This window comes from Apibacter sp. ESL0404 (assembly GCF_019469245.1).
GTDB lineage: Bacteria > Bacteroidota > Bacteroidia > Flavobacteriales > Weeksellaceae > Apibacter.
The window spans coordinates 1,074,429-1,098,497 of record NZ_CP048267.1 but is presented as its reverse complement, the minus strand read 5'-3'; the positions used below and the strand labels follow the sequence as shown (position 1 = coordinate 1,098,497).

Genomic DNA, 24,069 nt, shown 5'->3' with positions numbered 1-24,069 from the left:
AAATGAAAACACCCATTATTTTAGGAATAGAATCGTCATGTGATGATACATCAGCAGCTGTAATACAAGGTAAAAAAATACTATCTAATGTAGTATCTACCCAAAAAATACACCAAAATTATGGCGGTGTAGTTCCGGAATTAGCCTCTCGTGCACATTTACAAAATATTATACCCGTTGTACATCAAGCAATTCAATTAGCAAATATAAATAAAAAAGCAATTGATGCGATATCTTTTACCCGTGGTCCGGGTTTATTAGGTTCCTTATTAGTAGGGACCAGTTTTGCTAAATCATTATCTATGTCATTGAACGTTCCTCTTATTGAAGTTAATCACATGCAGGGGCATATATTTGCACACTTTATTGAGGATGAATCTAAAGAAAATATATCATTTCCATTTTTATGTCTTACGGTAAGTGGTGGACATACCCAAATTGTTCAGGTAAATGATTATTTTAATATGGAAGTGTTGGGAGAAACTTTGGATGATGCGGCGGGCGAAGCTTTTGATAAGATAGGTAAAATTTTGGGACTTGAATATCCGGCAGGGCCTACTATTGATAAACTTTCTCAAAATGGAGACAAAGATAAATTTAAATTTCCTTTACCAAAATTGGAAGTAATCAAATTTTCTTTTAGTGGCATAAAGACTTCCGTGCTTTATTTCATACAAAAAGAACTACAGAAAAACCCGGATTTTATAAAAGAGAATCTTGAAGATATATGTGCATCCGTCCAAAAAACAATCCTATCTTCATTGTTAGATAAATTAAAGTTGGCTATTGAAATTACGGGAATTAAAAATGTAGCAATTGCCGGTGGTGTTTCGGCGAATTCGGAGTTAAGGAGAGAAATAAAAAAATTAGAATTAGAAAAAAATTGTAAAACTTTTATTCCCAAATTCGAATATACAACAGACAATGCAGCCATGATTGCCGTGGTTGGAAGCATTAAATATGAACATAATAAATTTTCTGATCTTAAAACTATAGCTACCGCTAGATATAAAATGTAAGATTATGATTAGTAATAACTTTTATAAAAAAAGCTTACTATTTATTTTAAGTTTATTAATTTTTAATTCCTGTAAAAAAGAATCTCTATTGTTTAAAGATGATTTTCATACCAATACCAATCATTGGGATACGATATCTACAGATGCACTATATACTAAACTTGAAGAAGGACATTTATTGATGAAAGCTGATTTGAAAAATGTTTTAAATTATTCTTTACTCTCCCTTCCAATATCCGATCGAAATATAACCTATACTACTTCATTACAAATTAATAATTTTTATGATCCTAAGGGCGTTGCGGGTATAATTTTATATGCTGATGATCGAAAATATCCTGAAAATTATCTCCTATTTGGAATTAATGCAGAAAACGAAGTAGTTATATCATACGAGAGCAAAAGAGAAGGAAAATCACAAATTTATTTTAAACAAAAAACTCAAAAATATAAAAAAAAGGAAAAGAATAGTTTTTCAATCGTAACAGACAAAAGTTCTATTCAATTCCTTTTGAATGGTAAACTATTGACAACCATATCCAAAAATAAAGATTTAGGATCAAATTTTGGTTATATGGTAATCAATTCGAATATATCTGTTTCTTCTTTTCAAATTAAAAGTCATTAGTTAAAGCCAAATTACATGCCAATAAAGATTAATTCATATTAATTAGCTTTATAAGCTTGATAGTATTGTAATGCTTTAGGCATTATTTTATTTATATCTGCAATTCTATTTTGAGGATTCGGGTGCGTGGAAAGAAATTCAGGTGTATCGGTACTTCCGGTAGCGTCAATCATTCTTTGCCAAAATAAAGGGGCTTGTCTGGGATCATATCCTGCCATTGCCATAATATATAAACCCATTTCATCTGCATCAGATTCTTGTTTACGACCATAACGTAAAAGAGTGATACCACTGGCTACGGGGTAATATTGATTAATTGCCGAACGCAAAGCTTGGTTATTGGTAACCCCTCCTAATACCTGTCCACCGATTTCTGAAATATATGATTGTGAAATTTTTTCAGCTCCGTGACCTGCCAGAGCATGGGCAATTTCATGTCCTAAAACAACAGCTAATCCTGTGTCGTCTTTACAAATAGGTAAAATTCCTGAATATACAGCCACTTTTCCTCCGGGCATACACCATGCATTAACCGTTTTGGGATCATCAATTAATACAAATTGCCATTGATAACCGTTTAAAGCCGAAGACTTTCCAATGGATCTATAATAATCTTCTGCGGCTTTTTTTATTCTGTTACCAACTTCTTCCACTTGCCTTGCTTGAGGAGTTCCGGTAATAATTTTATTGGAAGATAAAACTTGTTGATATTGCTGAAATGAAGATGGCAATAATTGAGAATTGGATACAAAATTTAACGATTTTCTTCCGGTTAACGGATTAGTTGCACATGCTACTGTTAATAAAGATACTAGCGATAATAATAAGCATTTTTTTGAATTCATAAACTCTATAATAATTTTTGAAATATAGTAAATTTATTAATTAATGTTCTTAAATTTGCAATGATTATAATAAAATAAAAGCAAAAAATATGCCTTACTTATTCACATCCGAATCGGTTTCGGAAGGCCATCCAGATAAAGTTGCTGATCAGATTTCAGATTCGATATTAGATAATTTTTTAGCATTTGATCCCGATTCTAAGGTAGCTTGTGAAACTTTAGTTACTACCGGTCAGGTAGTATTAGCCGGAGAAATTAAATCCAACACATATATTGATGTTCAGCATATTACCAGAGATATTATAAAAAAAATAGGCTATACGAAAAGTGAATATAAATTTGAAGCCGAATCTTGCGGTATTTTATCCGCTTTGCATGAACAATCGCAGGATATAAACCGCGGAGTGGATAAACAGAATAAAGAAGAACAGGGTGCAGGTGACCAAGGGATGATGTTCGGCTATGCCACCAATGAAACGGATAATTATATGCCTTTGGCTTTAGATATTTCACATAGCATCTTACGTGTGTTAGCACGAATAAGAAAAGAAGGTCAAATTATGACCTATCTTCGTCCGGATGCAAAATCTCAAGTAACTATTGAATACGACGATAATAATAAGCCGATACGTATTGACACGATAGTTCTTTCTACACAACATGATATGTTCAATGAGGATGAAAAGGTTGTATTGGACAAAATTGCCAAGGACATTATTTCAATTGTTATTCCTGAAGTTAAGGCAGAATCAAAAGATGAAATAAAAGCATTATTTGATGATAATATCACTTACCATATAAATCCAACCGGAAAATTTGAAATCGGAGGACCACATGGAGACACCGGATTAACCGGAAGAAAAATAATTGTTGATACTTATGGTGGTAAAGGAGCTCATGGCGGTGGCGCATTTTCCGGAAAAGATCCTTCTAAGGTGGATCGTTCTGCTGCCTATGCTACAAGACACATAGCTAAAAATTTAGTAGCGGCAGGGGTTGCTGATGAAGTTTTAGTACAAGTTTCTTATGCTATTGGTATCACTGAACCGTGCGGTGTTTATATTAATACTTTTGGCAGTTCAAAAGTTAACCTGTCCGATGGAGATATAGCATTAAAAGTTGAGAAATTATTCGATTTAAGACCTTATGCTATTGAAAAAAGATTGAAATTAAGAAATCCAATATATACGGAGACAGCAGCCTATGGACACATGGGAAGAAAGAACGAAATCGTTACAAAAAAATTTGTAAGAAATCGTGAGAATGGAAAGACAGAAATAAAAGAAATCGAAGTAGAATTATTTACTTGGGAAAAATTAGATTATTTAGATCAAATTAAAGAAGCTTTTAATCTGTAAACTAACATTTATTTTCATGTCAAAAATACTGGCCATCGATTATGGTGAAAAAAGATCCGGATTAGCAGAAACGGATGATATGCAAATTATTGCCAGTGGGTTGGCCGGAATTATGACTTCTAATCTGATTCCATTTCTTGAAAAATATATAGCTGAAAATTCTGTCGAAAAAATAATTATTGGTTTACCTGTTCGATTAAACGGAAAACTTTCAGATGTTGAAATTTCAATTCAAAAATTAATCAAGAAAATTACTTCTCTTTTTCCAAATATTCCGGTTGAAAGAGTGGATGAGAGATTTACTTCAAAAATTGCTTCTCACTTTATAAGTTTGAGTGGAAAAAATAAAAAAAATAGAGAAAATAAGCATTTATTGGATGAAGTAAGTGCTACTTTAATTTTACAAACCTATTTAGAGAAAAAATAAAATTATGATTTTACCTATTTATGGCTATGGAGAACCTGTTTTAAGAAAAAAAACAGTAGAAATCGGTAAAGATTATCCCGATTTAGATCAATTAATTGAAAATATGTATGAAACCATGTATAAAGCACATGGAATTGGTTTAGCAGCCCCACAAGTAGGATTGAATATACGTTTATTTGTTATTGATGCATCTCCATTGGCAGAAGATGAGGATTATGTCGACATAAAAGACGAGTTAGCCCTTTGTAAGAAAGTTTTCATAAATCCGAAAATAACTAAAAGAGATGGTGAACTTTGGAAGTTTAACGAGGGTTGTTTAAGTATTCCTGATATTAGAGAAGATATTAAAAGATTGGAAAATATTACAATTGAATATTTTGATCAAAATTGGAATAAAAAAACTGAAAACTTTAGTGATGTTCGTGCGCGAATTATTCAGCATGAATACGATCATATTGAAGGAATTCTGTTTACAGACTTATTATCTTCACTTAAGAAAAAATTACTAAAAGGTAAACTTGCCAATATTAGTAAAGGAAAGGTGGAGACTGAATACCGAATGAAATTTCCTTCTCATTAAATTTTAAAATAAATTAATTAAAAATATAATTACAATATTGATATGGATCTTACTAAAATCATTGCAATTACAGGGAAATCCGGTTTATTTGAATTATTATCTCAAACTAAAGGAGGTTTCATTGTTAAAGATTTAGTTGCTCAAAAGAAATTATCTATTAATGCAAATAGTCAGGTAAGTTTACTGCAAAACATTTCAATCTATACTCAAGATTCTGAAGTATCATTAATTTCAGTTTTAGTTTCAATTTCCAAAAAACATCAATTTAAAGAAATTGAATTTGATAAAAATGATACCAATACGTTAAGATCTTTAATGAAAGATGCTCAACCGGATTATGCAGAAGACAGAGTATATAATTCAGATCTTAAAAAGCTTTTTACTTGGTATAATATATTGGTTAAAAATGGTATCATAACTGAAGAAAGCGTAAAAGCCTATGAAGACAATCTAGCTAAAGCTTCGGATGATAGCCAAAAAGAAAATTCAGAAGATTGTAACATTTCACAAAAAACAGCTACTAATGAGATATCAAATGATGATACAAAAGATGAAGCCGGTGTAACTAAAAAATCTACGAAAAAAACACCTGCTAAGAAAAAAGCTGAATAGTATAAATAATTTTAAATATTATTAATGAAAAGGTATCAATGTAAAGTTGGTACCTTTTTGTATATAAACTATAAAAAAATCTTTGAGTATAATGATACTCAAAGATTTTTTCTATATATAAATTCCGGATAACTTTTTACATGAACATATCTTTGATCTTTTCAAAAAATGTTTTATCATTTTTTGATGGTTTAGGATGAAAATGTTCATTATCTAACATAGATTCAAAAAATTCTCTCTGCTCTTTAGTTAATTTATTCGGATTAGGTGTCCAAACATTGATATGAATAAATAAATCTCCGTATCCATATCCTTGAACTTGAGGCAATCCTTTATCTTTCAATCGTAGAATTTTCCCTGATTGAGTTCCGGAATCTACTGTAATTTTCACTTTTCCCGTAATCGTAGGAATTTCTTTTTTCGTACCTAAAATAGCTTCAGGTACAGAAATATACAGTTCATAATGAAGATTATCCCCTTCCCTTTTTAAATTTTCATCCTCAATTTCTTCAATCACAACGATTAAATCTCCGGGAATTCCTCCAAATGGAGCATCATTTCCTTTACCTCTAACTTGCAGTTGAACTCCTTCTCTAACACCGGCAGGAATTTTAATGGATACTTCTTCTTCAACTTTAATTAAACCATGATTATTAGCACCCGGCGGTATATGATCCGCAACTTTACCGGTGCCTCCACAAGTATTACATACTGATTGAGTTTGCATTTGTCCAAACGGAGTATTCATGATTCTTCTCGTTTGACCGGTCCCGTTACAGGTAGGACAATTTTTTGAGGTAGCTCCCGGAGCTAATTTAAATCTTTTTACTTTAACGGTCTTTTCAACACCGTTAATAATTTCTTTAAGAGTTAATGATAAACGGATACGTAAATTGGAGCCTTGAACTTGTTGAGGTCTTGAAGAAAAGCCGCCAAAACCGCCTCCGAAGGCACTACCGAAAATATCACCAAAATGGGAAAAGATATCTTCCATATTCATTCCCCCTCCAAAGCCACCACCGGCAGCCCCTCCTACTCCGGCATGACCGTATTGATCATACCTTGCTCTTTTTTGAGGATCACTTAAAACTTCATAAGCTTCAGCAGCTTCTTTGAATTTTTCTTCAGCTTCTTTATCACCGGGGTTTTTATCCGGGTGATATTTGAGTGCTTTTTTCCTATAGGCCTTTTTTAACTCTACTTCAGTTACACTCTTAGAAACCTCCAATACTTCGTAATAATCTCTTTTAGACATAATTTTTTATATAAACCTCTTTGAGTTCTTAATTTCCAATAACTACTTTTGCATATCTAATTACTTTTTCATGCAATAAGTACCCTTTTTGAACCACATCTATAATTTTACCTTTTAGACTTTCATCAGGAGACGGGACTTGGGTAATTGCTTCATGATAATCGATGTTAAAATCATCACCGGCCTTTACATCAATAACAGTCAATCCTCTATCTTTCAAGGTATTAAACAACTTATTATAAATAAGTTTCACTCCTTCTAAAACTGAAAGATCATCCTCCTTTTTTTCAAGTTCGGTAATTGCCCGATCAAAATCATCCAATACCGGAAGTAATGATTCTAATATATCTTTGTCCGAATATTTAAGAAGATCCTGTCTCTCTTTAATTACACGTTTTTTATAGTTATCAAATTCAGCAAATAAACGGATATATCTGTCTTTTTCTTTTTCAAGTTTTTCTGTTAAGTCAGAATTATTGTTAGGTTCTGACATATTTTCAGTATCCTTTAAATTTTCTTGATTGTTATTTTCTTCAATTAATTCGTTTTCTTCGTTATCACTTTGAATTGACATGGTTAAATTCTTTATTGGTTACTGATATTTATCAATTTTATTGCCATAGTAAAAATGCTGTCAAATCGACCTATATTTAAAAAATTATTTAAATACTTCTTATTAAATTTGCATATAAAGTAAATATATTCAAATGTTGAAAAGTTTTGATATTTTTTCAATCAAATCGGAGGAAGAATTTAATTCACTCGCCATCCAAATTTTTTTGTATCAATATAAAAATAATATACCCTATAGAACTTTTGTTGATTTATTATCTATAGATTGTAATAAAATTCTCAATTATCGGCAAATACCTTTTTTACCGATTGAATTTTTCAAAACCAATACAATAGTTGATAAAAATTTCTCACCGAATTTATATTTTCAAAGTAGCGGTACTACTTCCGAAAACCTATCCAAGCATTATATAGCAAATGAAGATATTTATAAACAAAGTATTTTACATTCATTTTCAATTTTTTTCGGAGACCCTTCCGAATACATATATTTAGGTTTGCTTCCTTCTTATTTGGAGAGAAATAATTCTTCACTTATATATATGGTAAATTATTTAATGGAGCAATCGGGAAAGGTGGAAAATGGTTATTATCTACATAATTTTAATGATTTACATGTTATTATAAATCGACTGGAAAAAGAGAATAAGAAAGTTATTCTTTTTGGTGTTTCCTATGCATTGCTAGATTTTGCAAATTCTCATCCTCAACAACTGAAAAATACTATAATTATAGAAACTGGAGGAATGAAGGGAAGAAAAAAAGAAATGACAAAAGATGAATTGCTAGCAGAATTAAAAAATTCTTTTCAAACCGATAAAATTTATTCAGAATACAGTATGACGGAATTATTATCTCAAGCTTATTCTTTATCTAATAATGTTTATAAATGTCCTCCCTGGATGAAGATTTTAATTCGAGATGTGGATGATCCTTTTGAATATGTTGAGACAAACAGATCGGGAGGTGTCAACATCATAGACTTGGCAAATGTTCATAGTTGTTCATTTATATCTACCCAAGATATTGGTAAAGATGAAGGTAAGAAAGGTTTTAAAATTTTAGGAAGAATGGATAATTCAGATATAAGAGGATGCAGTCTTTTATTATTATAAAATATAAAATTTACTAATTAAGCTTTTTTTAACTAATATTTATATTTATTTTTAAACTTTTTTTTACAATAAAATAATATATTTAATAAAATTATATAAATAAGTTTAATTTTTCGGAATTGTAAATTGTAATATGTCTTATTACAGAAAATTAATAAAATATATTATTACAGGAATTATACTTTTATTCTTGTGGTTTATTCTTCATACCATTGCTATTATTATTGATGGGAACCAAGAAGATACCAGGGATGCAGACGTAGGAGTTATTTTTGGAACAAAAAATAAAAAAGACGGTTCTATGCCTATGTCTTTAATTCGAAGACTAAATATTGGTTTAAAATTATATAACGAAGGTCAAGTTCAAAAATTAATTGTTTCCGGAGGTTTAGCTAATAAAAACTTTTGTGAAGCTGATCTCATGCAGGAATATTTATTGGAACACGGCGTGCTTTTATCTGATATAATTTTGGATAATAAAGCCTTAAATACTGAAGAAAATGTAGAAAATTCATTAAAAATAATGAAAGATAATAATTACAGAAAATTAATTATTATATCACAATATTATCATATTTCACGTATTAAGCTGATGTATTACAAGCTTGGCTTTTATAATTTAGGTTCTGCAAGTTCTCATCACTATAGTAAAAGGCATCATTATATGTCATTAATAAGAGAATTTTTTGCCTATTACTATTATTATTTTTTTAAATAAATTAATTCTTTAACAAGCGCTTTTTATATATTTATGCATACAAATTTTATAGAAAAAGTAATTGATGAGTTATTGGAAAAAAATAATGATTTATCTAAATTTACTATCATTATTACCGGAAGAAGACCTATCATATTTTTTAAAAGATATCTTATTAAAAAAGGGTATAACGGATTTTTGCCCACTTTCTATACCATTGAAGATTTTATATACAAACATTCCCATTTAGTTAAAATTGAAAATATTCCTCTTTGGTTGGAAGCTTTTCAGATACAGAAAAAATTCGTAAATGCAGAGGAAACTCTTGATGAATTTTTAAAATGGATCCCTACTCTTCTTAAAGATTTTAGCGATATAGAAATTTTCTCTGATAATCCTCATAGGGTTTTAGAGCATATGGCTTCCATTGAAAGAATGGAAAATTGGGTGAATAAGCTGGATACCACCAGTGAAAAAAAATTATATTATAAAAATGTAAAATTTTGGGAAAACAACATAATTTTATATCATAAATTAAAGGATTCTTTGGAAACTAAAGGATTGGGCACGTATGGAATGATTCTAAACCATGTGTTAAGCCAATTAACAGATATTCATATTCCTGAGAATGATAAGTATGTTTTTGTCGGATTAAATGCCTTAACGCCCAAAGAAGAAAAGCTGATTAAACATTATATATCACATGCCGAAACGTATTTATATTGGGATGCCGATAAATACTATTTAAACAACAGTAATCAAGAAGCCGGAGATTTTTTAAGGAAATATAAAAATTGGAATTATTATGCAACTCGAGATTTCAAATGGGTAACTGACGATTTCAACCAAAAAAAAAATATACATGTAGTGAGTACTTCTCAAGACGTAGCTCAAGCCAAATATATCAGTTCAATCTTATCTACCCTTCCTGAAGAAGAGTTACACAATACCGCATTAGTATTAAGCGATGAATCAATTCTTCCGGCAATATTGGAAAGCATACCTAAAAATATATCCCGAGTTAATATAACTATGGGATTTCCTCTTAAAAATTCATTTTTAGCATCATTATTTAAGCAAATTTTTAAATTACACATATTTAGAGAAAAAAATACATCCAAAGGATATTACTATAACGATATCTTATCCCTTCTTCAGAATCCATTACTACATAATACTATATCTCTTATTGAATTTATATCTGAAATAAAAAGGAATAATCTTATCTATTTAACTGATTCTCTCATATATAAACGTTTAGGTAGTTCTTACTATTATTTTATATTTAAAGAATATGCAAATCCTATCGATTTGATACATAAACTTTATGAATTTTGTACTGAACAATTTTGGAAAACAGATTCTGATCATCAGGTGTTAAAAGAAAATTATTTAAAATTTAAAAATCTTTTCTCCATTTTACATACACAATTATCGCAAGATCTTTCCATTCAAAGTTTTTCTCTTCTTTATACATTTTATCAGCATGTAATCAATAATGAAACTATTGATTTTATTGGCGAACCGGTAGAGGGACTTCAAATTATGGGAGTTTTGGAAACTCGTTTGCTAAGCTTTAAAAATATACTAATGACCGGAGTTAATGAAGGAATTTTGCCGGGTGGAAAAAATGATAATTCTTTTATTCCTTTTGATGTTAAGAAAAACTACGGAATCAATACTTTTCTTGAAAGTGATGCCATCTATGCGTATCATTTTTATAGACTAATACAACACGCACAAAACATTACCTTAGTTTATAATAATTATACTGAAGGTATTAACTCCGGAGAAAAAAGCAGATTTATTAATCAATTAGAATTTGAGTCTCAACATACCATAATAGAATCTGTAGCCTCCTATGGAGGAAATTTAAAACAATCGAAGGAATTAATCATAGAAAAATCTCCTGCTGTATTGAATTCAATTCAAGATTGGCTAAAAAATCCTATTTCTCCTACTCATTTAACCAATTATCACTACAATCCAATCAATTTCTATTTGCAAAAGATTTTAAAGATTAACGAACAACAAGAGATGGAAGAGGAAATTTCTGCTTTAAATTACGGAAATTTGATTCATCATACTTTAGAATCTATTTATTCCCCATGGCAAGGAAATAAACTAACGGAAAAGGAGTTACTTTCAGCTTTAAAAAATTATTCTGTTTATTTAAATAAGTATATCGAAAAAGAATTAAATCCAGACTTATTTAAAAAAGGGCAAAATTACTTACAAAAGCTGCTAGCGGAAAAAACCATTGAAAAAATATTATTAAGAGATTTAACCGACATAAAAAACGGTAATATCATTATCTTAAAAGAAATTGAAAAAGAACTTAGTTCCACTATTAATTTACCTGAAATAGACACCTTATTTTTGAAAGGATTTGTAGACCGCTGGGATAGTTTTAATGGCCGGGACCGAATTATAGATTATAAAACATCATCTATAAATACTCTTATATTTAAGTCAGAGAGATTTGATCAAATTCAAGAAGATAAAAATTTTAAATTTTATATTCAGCTTGTTTTTTATGCTTATATGATTTTACATGAAAAACTTTCAGAATCGGTAAAGGTGGGAATTTGGAGTTTTAAAAAACCTTTTCGAGGATTGGAGATTTTAAAAATTGATTCTTCTGAAAGTTTAAACGAATCTCAAGCTACTATTTTATTTGAGGAAGTTTCCCGATTGATCTTAGAAATTGCTGATCCGGATATTCCATTTGTAGAAAAATCTTCTTTTATTAAATAATAACAAAAAAATAATTTTTAATTCAATTAAATCATTTAATTTTGAAGTTTAACTTTCTTACCATGAACGAAGATTTAAAAGATATAAAAAATATTTTTCCTATACTGAATCAGTTAGTAAATGGCAAACCTTTAGTCTATCTTGATAATGCTGCAACTACTCAAAAGCCGATTTCCGTAATAGAGGCAGAAGAAAAATATTATAAAACTATAAACTCTAATGTTCATAGAGGAATTCATACCCTTAGTCAATTGGCTACCGTGGAAATGGAAGAATCCCGAAAGTCTGTGCAACAATTTTTAAATGCAAAAAAGGATTACGAAATTATTTTTACTAAAGGAACGACCGACAGTATCAACTTAGTAGCTACAGGAATAGAACCCTTACTTAACGAAGGCGATGAAATTATTATATCCAATTTAGAACATCATTCGAATATCGTTCCTTGGCAATTATTAGCCGAACGAAAAAATCTAAAAATTAAAGTTATTCCTGTGTATGACAACGGAGATTTGATGATGGATGAATATGATCGACTCCTTTCTGAAAAAACTAAAATAGTAGCTGTAAATCATATTTCCAATGCATTGGGAGTAGTTAATCCAATTGAAGAAATAATTTCCAAAGCTCATAAAATGGGTTCATATGTGCTTATAGACGGAGCGCAAGCCGTATCCCACCGAAAGGTTGACGTACAAAATTTAGATGCTGATTTTTATGTATTCTCTTCACATAAGCTTTATGGTCCTACGGGAGTGGGTATTTTATACGGTAAAGAAAATATATTAGAATCCATGAAACCCTACCAGGGAGGTGGAGAAATGATTAAAGAAGTTACTTTTGAAAAGACGACCTATGCAGATTTGCCTTTTAAATTTGAAGCAGGTACTCCGAATATTGCCGGTAATATTGTCTTAAAAAATGCAATAGATTTTGTGCAAACTATAGGTTTTAAAAATATTAGTAAGCATGAAGACGAAATTATGAAGTATGCTAAAAATAACCTTTCGCAATTAGATAATATAATTATCTATGCTCAAAATGCAAAACATACCTCCGGAGCACTTTCTTTTAATTTAGATATCGAAAATATTCATTCGTCAGATGTCGGGTTTATTTTAGATAAACAAGGGATAGCAGTAAGGACAGGACATCATTGCGCTCAACCCATTATGCAACGTTTGGGAATAAAAGGTACAGTACGAGCATCATTTGCCATCTATACAAATAAGAAAGATATTGATCAACTGATTGAAGGGATGTATTTAGCTCAAAAAATGCTTAGATAAAACTAAATTATCATTAGTAATCAGTTATTTCAATCGTCGAATAAGTATGAAAATAATTAATTGGAAAAGTCTGGTCGGCAATTATTTAGTATTATTTTATTCCTATTCATTTCCATATTAACACGAATAAAGAATGAGAAAAATAAACGGTAGCTGATAGTTATATTTTTTAAAAATTACCAACTACCACTAGCACCGCCGCCACCGAAGCTTCCTCCTCCGCCAAAACCTCCAAAACCACCACCTCGGGAACTACTGCCCCCACTACCGCCAAATATACTTCCGCCGATAAATCCACCTAAACCACCCCAAAAATCATCATCATTATTTCTTCTTTTACCATTTCGGTCATAATATGTGTTGTTTCTATTGTTTTTATGCATTAATATATACAACAGTATAATGAAAAATAAAAATACGGCAACTATGATCCCTGAAGTAGTATCATCAGTATCCTCCGGGTTATCTGCTTTAAATTTCCCTTGAAGAACCTTTATAATTTGATCCGTACCGGAGTTTATAGCACCATAATAATCATTTTGTTGAAGATAAGGAATCATATATTGATGAATAATAGTACTGGAAGTATAGTCAGTCATGACATCTTCCACTCCCCGTCCATTCTGTATAGCTAATTTATGATCATCGGAAGCTATTAATAATAAAATACCATTATTTTTATATTTTTGTCCGATTTGCCATTTTTCACCCCATTTGGCTCCCACATAATTGATATCGTCACCATTTAATGTTTTAACAAGACAAACAATTATTTCCGTGGAGGTTGAATCGCTATAAGATATTAGCTTATTATTTAATTTATTTTGTTGCTCTTCCGTAAGAATATTAGCATAATCATTAACGGGGTAAATTATATTTGGTTTTTCCGGGATTTTAAATTCCGTTTGGCCGTAAATGAAATTATTTAAAAATAATACGCCAAAAAGGACTAAAATAATTTTAACGGGATATTTCATTGGGTAATTCATTTTCTATATTTTTTCCATCTCTTGGAAAAAATTTTTTCAATTTAGTTCCGGTTTTTAAAATTGCGTTGATTAATCCTTCTTTATAATTATCTTTTTTAAATGAAAATGTAATTTCCTTTAAAAGTCCATCCCAAAAATTTTGATGCACATATTTATGAATGTTGACATCTCCAATTACAGCAATTTTTTTCTTATTTTCGGATACATAAAATAAGACACCATTTCTATCTTTTGTTTTTTCCATACCCAATTTGGTAAAGAGGGATTGCGCTGTGGCTAACGCATCCCCCGTTAGGTTTTGGTCTATATGTACCCTAATTTCCCCTGTAGACATTGCTTCGGCTTGTCTAATGGCTTCAATAATATCTTCTTCGTCCCGGGGTGAAAATAACATTATTCTAAAAGTAGTTTTTTTAAATTATTTACCGTTTAACAATTGATCAACATTTGGGGCTTTTTCAGCACCTGCATCTGCTTTAAATGTTCCTTTTTCTTTAAAATTTCTAAAATTAGCTACAATACTTGCGGGAAACTTTTGTATATAATTGTTATAGGTTGTAACAGATTGGTTGAAGTTATCTCTATCGATTTTAATTCTATTTTCTGTTCCTTCCAACTGATTTTGAAGTCCTAAAATATTTTGATTGGCTTTTAAATCAGGATATTTTTCAATAGTAACTAATAATCTGCCTAAAGCAGAACCTAAGCCGGATTGCGCTCTTTGATATTCAGCTAATTTTTCAGGAGATAAATTTGAAGGATCAATCTGTACTGAAGTTGCTTTTGCTCTGGCTTCAATTACAGAAGTAAGAGTTTCTTTCTCATAATTGGTTGCTTTATTAACGGTTGCTACTAAACCGGGTACTAAGTCTGATCTTCTTTGATATGAACTTTCTACAGCACTCCATTTTAAATTTACATCGTTATTTAATTCAATCATATTATTATTAATGCTTACCCCCCACATAAATACTCCGATTACAATTATAGCGATTAATCCTATAATACCACCTCCGATTAAACATCCTTTTTTCATAATTTTTACTTAAATTTATATTTACTATTTATTATATTATCCAATATCAAATATTATTCCTAAAAAGTAAGGGAAGTTTTCAACTACTTCCCTTACAATATGTTGTATTATATTATTTTCTTTATAAAGCAGATTCTGCTTTTTTCATTTCTTCCATTTTATCCTTCATCTGTAAAACTCTATACGCTTCTATTAGTGCTTGAATAATTCCTTTATCTTTTTGATCATAACTGTATGCTTTCACCATATAAGGTAAAGCCTGTTTGAACATTGCTTTTCTTTTTTCGACTAAAGCATCATATTTTTGTTGATCAGCTCTTGAAGATCCTAAGGCTTTCATTTTTTCTACAATTTCTTTATCAGGAGCTAATAATAAAGCTGCCAAATTCAGATATGCTGCTGGATAATCAGGCTTAATAAGTATAGTCTTATTATAATATTCTTTAGCTAATTCAGCTGTTTTAGGATCTTTGCTGTATAATACTCCTAAGTTATAATAAGAAATATAATCATTAGGTTTTTTTACAATAGCTTCTCTTAATTTAGCAATGTATTTATCTGTTTGACCGGTTTGATAGTATAATTCTCCTATTTGAGAATTTAAATTAGTATCATTCGGAAATTTTTTCAATCCTTTTTCAGCTAAAGTCATAGCTTCATTATACCTTTTATCTGCAACTAATAAGGAAATTGCATAATTGTATAAATCTGCTTCAACGGAAGGTGATTCCTCTTTTTTAAAGTCAGAAAATCCGGAATTAGGTGCCGATTTGAATAAATTGTATTGTTCTTCGCTTAAACCGACTCTTTTACCGTTTTGTAACGCTGTATACGTGGTTGTCTTACCTGTATAACCTTCATTTAGTAATTCTAAGTACAGTTCAAGAGCTTTTTTATTATTATTGGCTGCATGATAAGAAATTGCTGCATAATATTTAAAAACTTCATCCGCATTTCCTGCTGCTTGAGTTAAATAAAAGGATTCTAAGAAATCATCAGCCGCTTTCGAAAATTGTTTTGCATTATATTCAGAAGTTGCCCTGCCGGATAATTCTTGTCTTTTTTGTTCTAAAATCGGAATTATTTTTTGAATATAGTTTGTACCCGATTTTGTTTCTTTTAAACCTGTAAAACCTTCTGATTTAAGTTTTTCTGCTTCTTCTTTAGTAAGAACAAAAGCCTTTTCTTTAGTATTTTTATTTTTTAAAGAATAAATAGGGCCTTTTTCATAAAGGGCTAATTTGGAAAATATTTTAGCAGATTCAAGAGTTTTTCCTTGTTCCAATAAAGAATTTCCTTTTATATATAAATATTTAGCATATACGTCGGGATTGATTCCGGATATATTAGAACTAAGCGTTGGTTCTACTTGCTGTATTAATGACTCTGCCTGAGTTTTATTTCCTTTCTCTAATGCATTAAAAGCATCTTTTATTTCTTTCTCTTGGCCAAAAGACCATAAACTAACTAATATAAATAGAGAAACTGATATTTTTTTCATATAATGGTTTTAATCCTGTGATTCTGAATTATTTTCTTCGTTTGATTCATTTAAATCATTTTCTGAACCGTCAGAATCATTTAATTTTTCATTTGTTTCTGTAACGTTTAGCGAGGTTTCACCATTAATAGTATTTCCATTTTCATCATATTCTTCTTCATCAACCCCTTCTTCTTTTTCAATTTTAGTTATGGCAGCAATTTCATCGTTCTTTTTAAGATTAATTAATTTAACTCCTTGTGTATTCCTGCTCATAACTCTAAGTTGTTCTACAGACATTCTGATGGCTACACCGGATTTATTTATAATCATTAAATCGTTATCATCGGTTACTTTTTGGATAGCTATCAGATTACCGGTCTTATCAGTTATATTTAAAGTTATGACTCCTTTTCCTCCTCTATTAGTAATACGATAGGCATCGGCATGAGTTCGTTTTCCATATCCTTGTTCTGATACAACTAAAATAGTGTCATTTTCAGGATCTGAAATAATAACCATTCCAATTACTTCGTCATCCTCATCGCCAAGAGTAATACCTCGTACACCTGAAGCATTTCTACCGATGGGTCTTAATTTTTCTTGAGGGAAGCGAATAGCTTTTCCATATTTGGTAGCAATCATTATTTCATCGTTACCGGAAGTTAAACTTGCGCTTACCAAAGTATCTCCTTCCCTAACATTAATAGCATTAATTCCGTTGGCACGTGGTCTGGAATAAGCTTCCAATGTTGTTTTTTTGATGGTTCCTTTTTGGGTAACCATTACTAAAAACGTATTATTTATATATTCCTCATTTTTCAAATCATGAGTTAAAATATAAGCTTTGATTTTATCGTCTGATTCGATATTTATTAAATTCTGAATAGGTCGTCCTTTAGCTATTTTGGAACCTTCTGGAACTTCAAATACTCGTAACCAGAAACATTTACCTTTTTCTGTGAAGAAAAGCATATACTGATGTGCAGTAGCGGAAACAACATATTCAAGGAAATCTTCATCTCTGGTAGATGCTGCACGGTTTCCAACGCCACCTCTTGATTGGGTCTTATATTCAGAAAGAGAAGTTCTTTTGATATATCCCATTTTAGAAATAGTTAAAACAACTTTTTCGTCAGGAATAATATCTTCAATACTCATTTCACCACCCGCAAAATTGATTTCAGTCTTACGCTCGTCACCGTATTTTTGCTTGATTTCTTCTAATTCTTCTTTAATGATAGAATATCTTAGTCCTTCGTCATTTAAAATAGTCTTAAGGTATTCGATCTCTTTCATAATGGCATTGTACTCATCTCGGATTTTATCCAACTCCATTCCGGTTAAACGAGCCAATCTAAGATCCAGGATCGCTTGAGCTTGTATTTCCGTTAATTCAAATTCTTGAATTAAGCCCGTTTTTGCTTCGCTGGGACTTGAACTTTCACGGATTATTTTGATGGCTAAATCTAAAGTATCTTGAGTAGCAATAACTTTCATAAATCCTTCCAAGATATGGGCTCGCTCTTGAGCTTTCTTAAGAAGGTATTGAGTACGTCTTACTACTACGTCATGTCTGTGCTCAACAAAATGATGAATGATATCTTTTAAATTAAGCTGAACGGGTCTTCCGTTTACTAGTGCAATGTTATTAACACTAAATGAGGTTTGTAATGCTGTATATTTGTATAAAAGATTTAATACTACATTTGGAATGGCATCATGTTTAAGTTCATAAACTACTCTCATTCCATTTCTGTCAGACTCGTCTCTGATTTCAGAAATACCTTGTAATTTATCTTCTTTGATTAATTCGGCCGTACGAGCAATCATATCGGCTTTATTTACCTGATATGGAATTTCTGTAACTACGATGGCTTCTCTGCCGTGTACTTCTTCGAAATTGGCTTTTCCACGTAAAATTATTCTTCCTCTTCCTGTTTCAAACGCAGATTTTACCCCTTCATAACCGTATATAATACCACCGGTAGGAAAATCGGGAGCTTTAATGTGCTGCATTAATTCATCAATAGTAATATTTCTGTTATCAATATATGCACAAATGGCACTAATAGATTCAGTAAGATTATGAGGAGCCATATTGGTAGCCATACCAACCGCGATTCCTGATGCACCGTTCACTAACAGAATAGGAATACGGGTAGGCATCACTTTAGGCTCTTCTAACGTATCGTCAAAGTTAAGTTGAGTATCAACCGTATCTTTATCTATATCCGATAATATTTCTTCAGAAATCTTTTTTAGTCGGGCTTCAGTATACCTCATTGCTGCAGGCGGGTCGCCGTCTACGGAACCGTAGTTACCTTGACCGTCTACCAGCTGATACCTCATAGACCATTCCTGAGCAAGCCTTACCATAGTGTCATATACTGACGAGTCTCCATGAGGATGGTATTTACCCATAACCTCCCCAACGATTCTTGCAGATTTTTTGTAAGAACTGTTGGCAGTAACTCCCAATTCATACATCCCATATAAAACCCTTCTATGTACGGGTTTCAAACCATCTCTTACATCGGGTAGAGCCCTGGAAACTATCACAGACATTGAATAATCAATGTAAGATGATTTCATTTCATCTTCAATATTAATAGGAATTAATTTTTCCCCTTCTCCTATCATAAGTGTACTTGTTTATTTTTTCTTTAGTATATAAGACCGTAAAGATAATGAATTTTTATCGAACACGCAATTAGACATGCCTTTTAAGGATTTTGTGCGATTATAGTTCGTATTTATATATCAATTTGGATTCAAATGAATTTATCTCAATGGAATATTTACTTATTAAATTTTTATATAAATTGGTTCTCTCTGATTACTATACTTTTATGCAAAAGTGTTTTTTGGACATCAATTATTCTTTGATTGGTACTTCCTCTAAATGGTAATCCTTCTTCGTATAAAGTATTCACGTATTTACCGTCTACAAGTACGTCTATATAAGGTAAAATTTGTGATAATTTTTTGGATTTATGTATTTGCTCAAAGGTAAATCCGGTGTAACACCAAATATTTTTATGCGAAGTAGCTTTAATTTCTTTGGCTAGTTCGGTAAATTCTTTTACTTGTATTAACGGGTCACCGCCCGTAAAAGTTACATTTGAAAATTCTGATTGATTTATAATCTCAATCAGCTCATTAATTGTATATGGTTTTCCATTATCAATATCCCAAGATTCCGGATTGTGGCATTCTACACATTTATGAATGCAACCTGCCGCATAAATTGAAGTCCTAAAGCCGGGCCCGTCCACCGTTGTATCCTGTATAATATCTAGTATAGATAGTTTAGTCATGAATAATTCGGTCGTTTAATTCCGCTAACTTAGCATAATTCCATCTATCGGTTGTCCCTACTAAATATCCCGTAATTCTTTGCAAACGGTCAATATGGGTGCTTCCACATTTTGGGCATTCGTCTAAATGCGCAGAAGCATTTTCATACCCACAGGGTAAACATCTGTTTCGAGTATGATTCACGGAAGAATAGCCGATGTTATATTTATCCATCATATCCACTACAGCCATGATTGATTCGGGATTGTGAGTGGCATCTCCATCTATTTCAACATAAAAAATGTGTCCACCGCGAGTTAAATCATGATAAGGTGCTTCAATTTTAGCTTTTAAGTGAGCGCTGCATTTATAATATACAGGAACATGGTTAGAATTAGTATAGTATTCTCTGTCCGTGATACCTTTAATACTTCCAAAGTCTTTTTTATCTTTTCTGGTGAATCTACCTGCAATGCCCTCTGCCGGTGTAGCTAGAATACTATAGTTGTGTTTATAATTTTCTGAAAAAGTTAAAGACTTATCCCTCATAAATGTAACTATTTCCAGTCCTAATTTTTGAGCCTCCTCATCTTCCGCATGATGTTTTCCTATTAAAGCAACTAATGCTTCGGCAAGTCCTATAAACCCGATTCCCAAAGTACCTTGATTGATTACTTTTTCTACTGTCTCTTCAGACTTTAGTTCTTCGGATCCATTCCATAATGTCGACATTAATAAAGGAAATTGTTTGGGAGCTGCTGTTTTTTGAAATTCAAAACGTTGATGCAGTTGCTCGGCAGCTATATGTAACGTATGATCCAGCTTTTGGAAAAATTGATGTTTTCTTTCAGTTTCATCATTTATTTCGCGGGTTTCTAATGCCAATCTAACTAAGTTGATTGTTGTAAAAGAAAGATTACCTCTACCTATGGATGTTTTCTCTCCAAATCTGTTTTCAAACACACGCGTACGACATCCCATAGTGGCTGTTTCGTATTGATATCTTTTAGGATCTTGTGCATTCCATTTTTCATGATGATTAAACGTAGCATCTAAGTTCAAAAAGTTTGGAAAAAAACGTCTGGCGCTAACTTTGCATGCTAATTTATACAGGTCATAATTTGGATCCTCCGGTAAATAACTTACTCCTCGCTTTTTCTTCCATATTTGGATAGGAAAAATCGCAGTTCCACCGTTTCCAACACCTTCGTCCGTACTTGTTAAAAGTTCTCTTATCACACATCTTCCTTCCGGAGAAGTATCCGTACCATAATTAATGGAACTGAATACTACTTGATTTCCTCCCCTGGAATGGATCGTATTCATATTGTGGATAAATGCTTCCATGGATTGGTGAACTCTGCTTACGGTTCTATTGATGGCATGTTGTACGATTCTTTCATCACCTTGTTTATGACCAAGTTCTTCCTTAACATAATCCTTAATCGCGTAGTCATACAGGTGTTCATAATTTTGACCGTTTATATTTTCAAGAATTTTTATTTCCTCAATATAGCTTTTTCTAACAAACGGCGCTAAATAAAAGTCAAATGCCGGAATTGCCTGTCCTCCGTGCATTTCATTTTGAGCGGTTTCTAAAGAAATGCAAGCCAACATGCTGGCAGTTTCAATTCTTTTTGCCGGTCTTGATTCTCCATGTCCTGCAAAAAGACCGTTTTCTAAAATTTTATTTAATGGATGTTGTACACAAGTTAGACTTTTAGTCGGGTAATAGTCTTTATCGTGAATGTGTATATAGTTGGAAAGGACCGCTTCTTTGGCTTCAGGACTTAAAAGATAATCATCCACAAAGGGTTTGGTTGTTTCACTGGCAAATTTCATCATCATTCCTGCGGGGGTGTCAGCATTCATATTTGCGTTTTCCCTTGTAACCTCATTGGATTTAGTTTCAATAATCTCCAAAAACATATTGCATGTTTTAGCCTTTCTTGCAACATTTCTTTGATCTCTATAGGAAATATATTTTTTTGCAACTTCTTTACGGGGACTGTTCATTAATTCCATCTCTACCATGTCTTGAATGGCTTCAACCGTCATTTCTACATTGCCTGTTTGGGATATATCTTCAGTAATTTTTTGTATTAAAAAAGAATCCACTCCATTTTCCGTATTTTGCATAGCTTTGCTAATCGCATTAAAAATCTTATTTTTATTAAACTCGACAATGCGTCCATCTCTTTTAATAACTGTCTGAATCATTTTATGTTTACTTTATCTATTGCAATTTATGTAAGATGAAAACCTTATACTTGGAGACATAAAATTTAATTGTCGCCAAATACAGGGTTATATATGAAACTTGGAATACTAATAATTGTAACGTAATTATTGAATATTCAATAATTTAAGGTAGTAAGAATACAGGATTTTTTCCTATTATTGGTCATGTATTCGATAAAGCTTCATATGTTAGTACAAAGATAATTTTATTTTTACTTAGCTTTTTTTATTTAAGAATTTAATTTTCAACATAATTATTTCTTATGATATTATTACTAAAATTTATATAAAAATATCAATTATTGATCGAATCGTCTAAAAAAATAAATAAGTCAAAATAATAAATAATCACATTTTAAAAGATCAGCATTTAGGTAGTAAAGTTATTAACAGGGACTTAAATTTGGAGATATTATTTTACTATATTTGAGACATGAAAAAACTATCAGTACTTTTATTTTTATATACTTCTTTTATCTGCTATGCTCAGGAAAAGAACCTTACCTGTCTTGACTTTAATCGGGGTGAATTCAGAAATATTAGCGAAAATTCCAATTTAAGTTCTCTTATTGTGAGAAATGGCAATAAACAGTTGGAAGTTACCAACGGAGTTGAATCTTTTAAAAGGATTGAATGGTTAAATGATTGTGATTATATATTATTTTTCTCTAATCGAGACGCTAAAAAGGACAGTTTTAAAAGATTTATTAATAAAAATGGAGGGATTAAAGTAAAGACTGTTAAAATTGAAAAAAACATTTTATACTATAATACCTATTATTTTGATGGTAAAAAAGAAATTATGGGAGAAGGAAGATTGCTTAAAACAAGTAATCATGCTTCATTTAAATAAAACTAATAAAAGTGTGATGGAAATGCCTCTTTAGGTTCCCTATTTAAGATATTTAATTTTATATAGGATTGTAAAAAGCCAAATCCATAGGAAAAAAATTGAATAAATGTTGTAAGTAAAGATATGAGACCGATTTTGATGCTCCTGTTTTTATAGCTTGAATCAAGGAAAATAGCACAGCAATAAAAAAGCAAAGGAAAGATACACCTATAATTAACTATCGATAATACTAAGGACAAAACAGTGAATATCAAAAAAAGAGAAGGATACCAAAAAGTAATTTTTGTAAAGCTAGGATGTCTTTGGTTCAATATGGGACGGGCAATTCCGAAATGATATACTTGATTAGCAAATTTCTTAAGGGAAGTTCTTCTTTTATGAAAAACCTTGCATTCAGGAAAAAATCGGGTTTTAAACCCTTTTTCCCAAAGAGTAAGACTTAAATCGGGATCTTCTCCTACCCTCAGTTCCGAAAATCCGCCAACACTTTTAAATGCTTCTTTGGATATACCCATATTAAAACTTCTGGGCTGGAATTTATTTATCGCTTTTTTACTGCCACGAATTCCTCCCGTGGTTAATAAAGAAGTCATGGAATATGAAATTGCTTTTTGTAAATCATTAAAATTTTTATCTGCCGAATCAGCTCCACCAAAAGCATCCACATAATTTAATCTTAATTCTTTACGCACATTTTCTATATAATGAACCGGAGCAATACAATCTGAATCTAAGAAAATATAATAATTTCCTGAGGCGTGTTCCGCTCCGTAATTTCTTGATAATCCTGCTCCGGAATTTGATTTGTAATAATATTTAATATCCAATACTTCTGCATATGTGGAGATTATAGGCTCTAGTTTTTCTTGAGATCCATCGTCTACAATAACAATTTCAAAATTTTTATCCGTTTGATTAATTAAACTAAACAGTAATTCCTGTAGTTCATCTTTTCTATTATATACTGCTATAATAATTGAAATTTTTAAATGTAAATCTCCATGCATAGTTTTGT

Annotated in this window: 22 protein-coding genes; 11 read left to right on the top strand and 11 right to left on the bottom strand. The window is 31.2% G+C overall.

Annotated features, from left to right (window positions below; genetic code table 11):
* Window positions 1–2 precede the first annotated feature (2 nt).
* Together tsaD and GYM72_RS04635 are read left to right on the top strand one after the other, a co-directional pair.
* The gene (gene tsaD / locus GYM72_RS04640; protein ID WP_220264883.1) at window positions 3–1,019 is read left to right on the top strand and encodes a tRNA (adenosine(37)-N6)-threonylcarbamoyltransferase complex transferase subunit TsaD; all 1,017 of its coding nucleotides are present in this window, start codon (window positions 3–5) and stop codon (window positions 1,017–1,019) included.
* A 4-nt stretch (window positions 1,020–1,023) separates the two neighbouring features.
* Window positions 1,024–1,647 carry a hypothetical protein gene (locus GYM72_RS04635; protein WP_220264881.1) on the top strand — a complete coding sequence of 208 codons (624 nt, stop codon included), beginning with the start codon at window positions 1,024–1,026 and terminating at the stop codon, window positions 1,645–1,647.
* A gap of 38 nt (window positions 1,648–1,685) precedes the next feature.
* Here the strand turns inward: GYM72_RS04635 and GYM72_RS04630 are convergent, their stop codons facing one another.
* Window positions 1,686–2,492: a M48 family metallopeptidase gene (locus tag GYM72_RS04630; RefSeq protein ID WP_220264880.1), complete on the bottom strand. Its 807-nt coding sequence runs from the start codon at window positions 2,490–2,492 to the stop codon at window positions 1,686–1,688.
* 89 nt (window positions 2,493–2,581) lie between these two features.
* Here GYM72_RS04630 and metK point away from each other — a divergent pair, with 89 nt between their 5' ends.
* Genes metK through GYM72_RS04610 form a run of 4 tightly spaced genes read left to right on the top strand, consistent with a single transcriptional unit; the run spans window position 2,582 to window position 5,469 of the window.
* Window positions 2,582–3,850, top strand: coding sequence for a methionine adenosyltransferase (gene metK, locus GYM72_RS04625; protein ID WP_160556621.1), 1,269 nt, complete (start codon window positions 2,582–2,584; stop codon window positions 3,848–3,850).
* A 16-nt stretch (window positions 3,851–3,866) separates the two neighbouring features.
* Window positions 3,867–4,277 carry a Holliday junction resolvase RuvX gene (ruvX, locus tag GYM72_RS04620; RefSeq protein WP_160556620.1) on the top strand — a complete coding sequence of 137 codons (411 nt, stop codon included), beginning with the start codon at window positions 3,867–3,869 and terminating at the stop codon, window positions 4,275–4,277.
* A gap of 4 nt (window positions 4,278–4,281) precedes the next feature.
* Entirely contained in the window at window positions 4,282–4,857 is a 576-nt protein-coding gene (gene def, locus GYM72_RS04615; protein ID WP_220264878.1) for a peptide deformylase, read from the top strand.
* A gap of 42 nt (window positions 4,858–4,899) precedes the next feature.
* Window positions 4,900–5,469, top strand: a complete 570-nt coding sequence (locus GYM72_RS04610; RefSeq protein WP_160556618.1) for a DUF5606 domain-containing protein — start codon at window positions 4,900–4,902, stop codon at window positions 5,467–5,469.
* Window positions 5,470–5,605: 136 nt separating this feature from the next.
* Here GYM72_RS04610 and dnaJ read toward each other — a convergent pair whose 3' ends face one another.
* A complete protein-coding gene (gene dnaJ, locus GYM72_RS04605; protein ID WP_160542127.1) occupies window positions 5,606–6,724 on the bottom strand; it encodes a molecular chaperone DnaJ in 1,119 nt (372 codons plus the stop codon).
* 28 nt (window positions 6,725–6,752) lie between these two features.
* Window positions 6,753–7,298, bottom strand: a complete 546-nt coding sequence (locus tag GYM72_RS04600) for a nucleotide exchange factor GrpE (protein WP_160542128.1) — start codon at window positions 7,296–7,298, stop codon at window positions 6,753–6,755.
* Window positions 7,299–7,431: 133 nt separating this feature from the next.
* Between GYM72_RS04600 and GYM72_RS04595 the strand changes: the two genes are divergently transcribed.
* The 4 genes from GYM72_RS04595 to GYM72_RS04580 all read left to right on the top strand — a co-directional run bounded on the left by GYM72_RS04595 (window position 7,432) and on the right by GYM72_RS04580 (window position 13,155).
* Window positions 7,432–8,412, top strand: a complete 981-nt coding sequence (locus GYM72_RS04595; protein ID WP_220264876.1) for an acyl transferase — start codon at window positions 7,432–7,434, stop codon at window positions 8,410–8,412.
* A gap of 133 nt (window positions 8,413–8,545) precedes the next feature.
* Window positions 8,546–9,130 (top strand): YdcF family protein, encoded by a 585-nt coding sequence (locus GYM72_RS04590; protein ID WP_220264875.1) that lies wholly within the window; start codon window positions 8,546–8,548, stop codon window positions 9,128–9,130.
* A 33-nt stretch (window positions 9,131–9,163) separates the two neighbouring features.
* Window positions 9,164–11,866, top strand: coding sequence for a PD-(D/E)XK nuclease family protein (locus GYM72_RS04585; protein WP_220264874.1), 2,703 nt, complete (start codon window positions 9,164–9,166; stop codon window positions 11,864–11,866).
* A gap of 62 nt (window positions 11,867–11,928) precedes the next feature.
* Window positions 11,929–13,155 (top strand): aminotransferase class V-fold PLP-dependent enzyme, encoded by a 1,227-nt coding sequence (locus tag GYM72_RS04580; RefSeq protein WP_220264873.1) that lies wholly within the window; start codon window positions 11,929–11,931, stop codon window positions 13,153–13,155.
* A gap of 176 nt (window positions 13,156–13,331) precedes the next feature.
* Here the strand turns inward: GYM72_RS04580 and GYM72_RS04575 are convergent, their stop codons facing one another.
* From GYM72_RS04575 to GYM72_RS04545, 7 genes are all read right to left on the bottom strand, one after another.
* Entirely contained in the window at window positions 13,332–14,132 is an 801-nt protein-coding gene (locus GYM72_RS04575) for a YgcG family protein (RefSeq protein ID WP_220264872.1), read from the bottom strand.
* Window positions 14,116–14,538, bottom strand: coding sequence for a TPM domain-containing protein (locus GYM72_RS04570; protein ID WP_160565188.1), 423 nt, complete (start codon window positions 14,536–14,538; stop codon window positions 14,116–14,118). The genes GYM72_RS04575 and GYM72_RS04570 overlap by 17 nt, the downstream gene beginning before the upstream one ends.
* Window positions 14,539–14,562: 24 nt before the next feature.
* The gene (locus tag GYM72_RS04565) at window positions 14,563–15,180 is read right to left on the bottom strand and encodes a LemA family protein (RefSeq protein ID WP_220264871.1); all 618 of its coding nucleotides are present in this window, start codon (window positions 15,178–15,180) and stop codon (window positions 14,563–14,565) included.
* A gap of 121 nt (window positions 15,181–15,301) precedes the next feature.
* A complete protein-coding gene (locus tag GYM72_RS04560; RefSeq protein WP_220264870.1) occupies window positions 15,302–16,681 on the bottom strand; it encodes a tetratricopeptide repeat protein in 1,380 nt (459 codons plus the stop codon).
* Between the two features lie 9 nt (window positions 16,682–16,690).
* Window positions 16,691–19,303, bottom strand: coding sequence for a DNA gyrase subunit A (gene gyrA, locus GYM72_RS04555; protein WP_220264869.1), 2,613 nt, complete (start codon window positions 19,301–19,303; stop codon window positions 16,691–16,693).
* A gap of 173 nt (window positions 19,304–19,476) precedes the next feature.
* A complete protein-coding gene (gene nrdG, locus GYM72_RS04550) occupies window positions 19,477–19,980 on the bottom strand; it encodes an anaerobic ribonucleoside-triphosphate reductase activating protein (RefSeq protein WP_220234290.1) in 504 nt (167 codons plus the stop codon).
* Window positions 19,973–22,180, bottom strand: coding sequence for an anaerobic ribonucleoside triphosphate reductase (locus GYM72_RS04545; RefSeq protein WP_220264868.1), 2,208 nt, complete (start codon window positions 22,178–22,180; stop codon window positions 19,973–19,975). Before GYM72_RS04545 ends, nrdG begins: the two co-directional genes overlap by 8 nt.
* A 454-nt stretch (window positions 22,181–22,634) precedes the next feature.
* Between GYM72_RS04545 and GYM72_RS04540 the strand changes: the two genes are divergently transcribed.
* Complete coding sequence (locus tag GYM72_RS04540) at window positions 22,635–23,054, top strand: hypothetical protein (RefSeq protein WP_105297550.1); 420 nt, start codon at window positions 22,635–22,637, stop codon at window positions 23,052–23,054.
* A 2-nt stretch (window positions 23,055–23,056) separates the two neighbouring features.
* On the opposite strand, the gene GYM72_RS04535 is transcribed toward GYM72_RS04540, so the two are convergent.
* Window positions 23,057–24,061 carry a glycosyltransferase family 2 protein gene (locus GYM72_RS04535; RefSeq protein WP_220264867.1) on the bottom strand — a complete coding sequence of 335 codons (1,005 nt, stop codon included), beginning with the start codon at window positions 24,059–24,061 and terminating at the stop codon, window positions 23,057–23,059.
* Window positions 24,062–24,069: the final 8 nt, after the last annotated feature.

Bases quoted from the DNA above. Each gene is read 5' to 3' on its own strand.
- GYM72_RS04610 (WP_160556618.1), top strand. From the start codon at position 4,900: ATGGATCTTACTAAAATCATTGCAATTACAGGGAAATCCGGTTTATTT.
- gyrA (WP_220264869.1), bottom strand. From the start codon at position 19,303: ATGATAGGAGAAGGGGAAAAATTAATTCCTATTAATATTGAAGATGAA.
- GYM72_RS04540 (WP_105297550.1), top strand. From the start codon at position 22,635: ATGAAAAAACTATCAGTACTTTTATTTTTATATACTTCTTTTATCTGC.
- metK (WP_160556621.1), top strand. From the start codon at position 2,582: ATGCCTTACTTATTCACATCCGAATCGGTTTCGGAAGGCCATCCAGAT.
- GYM72_RS04535 (WP_220264867.1), bottom strand. From the start codon at position 24,061: ATGCATGGAGATTTACATTTAAAAATTTCAATTATTATAGCAGTATAT.
- GYM72_RS04575 (WP_220264872.1), bottom strand. From the start codon at position 14,132: ATGAAATATCCCGTTAAAATTATTTTAGTCCTTTTTGGCGTATTATTT.
- GYM72_RS04635 (WP_220264881.1), top strand. From the start codon at position 1,024: ATGATTAGTAATAACTTTTATAAAAAAAGCTTACTATTTATTTTAAGT.
- ruvX (WP_160556620.1), top strand. From the start codon at position 3,867: ATGTCAAAAATACTGGCCATCGATTATGGTGAAAAAAGATCCGGATTA.
- def (WP_220264878.1), top strand. From the start codon at position 4,282: ATGATTTTACCTATTTATGGCTATGGAGAACCTGTTTTAAGAAAAAAA.
- GYM72_RS04585 (WP_220264874.1), top strand. From the start codon at position 9,164: ATGCATACAAATTTTATAGAAAAAGTAATTGATGAGTTATTGGAAAAA.
- GYM72_RS04580 (WP_220264873.1), top strand. From the start codon at position 11,929: ATGAACGAAGATTTAAAAGATATAAAAAATATTTTTCCTATACTGAAT.
- tsaD (WP_220264883.1), top strand. From the start codon at position 3: ATGAAAACACCCATTATTTTAGGAATAGAATCGTCATGTGATGATACA.
- nrdG (WP_220234290.1), bottom strand. From the start codon at position 19,980: ATGACTAAACTATCTATACTAGATATTATACAGGATACAACGGTGGAC.
- GYM72_RS04600 (WP_160542128.1), bottom strand. From the start codon at position 7,298: ATGTCAATTCAAAGTGATAACGAAGAAAACGAATTAATTGAAGAAAAT.
- GYM72_RS04545 (WP_220264868.1), bottom strand. From the start codon at position 22,180: ATGATTCAGACAGTTATTAAAAGAGATGGACGCATTGTCGAGTTTAAT.
- GYM72_RS04590 (WP_220264875.1), top strand. From the start codon at position 8,546: ATGTCTTATTACAGAAAATTAATAAAATATATTATTACAGGAATTATA.
- dnaJ (WP_160542127.1), bottom strand. From the start codon at position 6,724: ATGTCTAAAAGAGATTATTACGAAGTATTGGAGGTTTCTAAGAGTGTA.
- GYM72_RS04570 (WP_160565188.1), bottom strand. From the start codon at position 14,538: ATGTTATTTTCACCCCGGGACGAAGAAGATATTATTGAAGCCATTAGA.
- GYM72_RS04560 (WP_220264870.1), bottom strand. From the start codon at position 16,681: ATGAAAAAAATATCAGTTTCTCTATTTATATTAGTTAGTTTATGGTCT.
- GYM72_RS04595 (WP_220264876.1), top strand. From the start codon at position 7,432: ATGTTGAAAAGTTTTGATATTTTTTCAATCAAATCGGAGGAAGAATTT.
- GYM72_RS04565 (WP_220264871.1), bottom strand. From the start codon at position 15,180: ATGAAAAAAGGATGTTTAATCGGAGGTGGTATTATAGGATTAATCGCT.
- GYM72_RS04630 (WP_220264880.1), bottom strand. From the start codon at position 2,492: ATGAATTCAAAAAAATGCTTATTATTATCGCTAGTATCTTTATTAACA.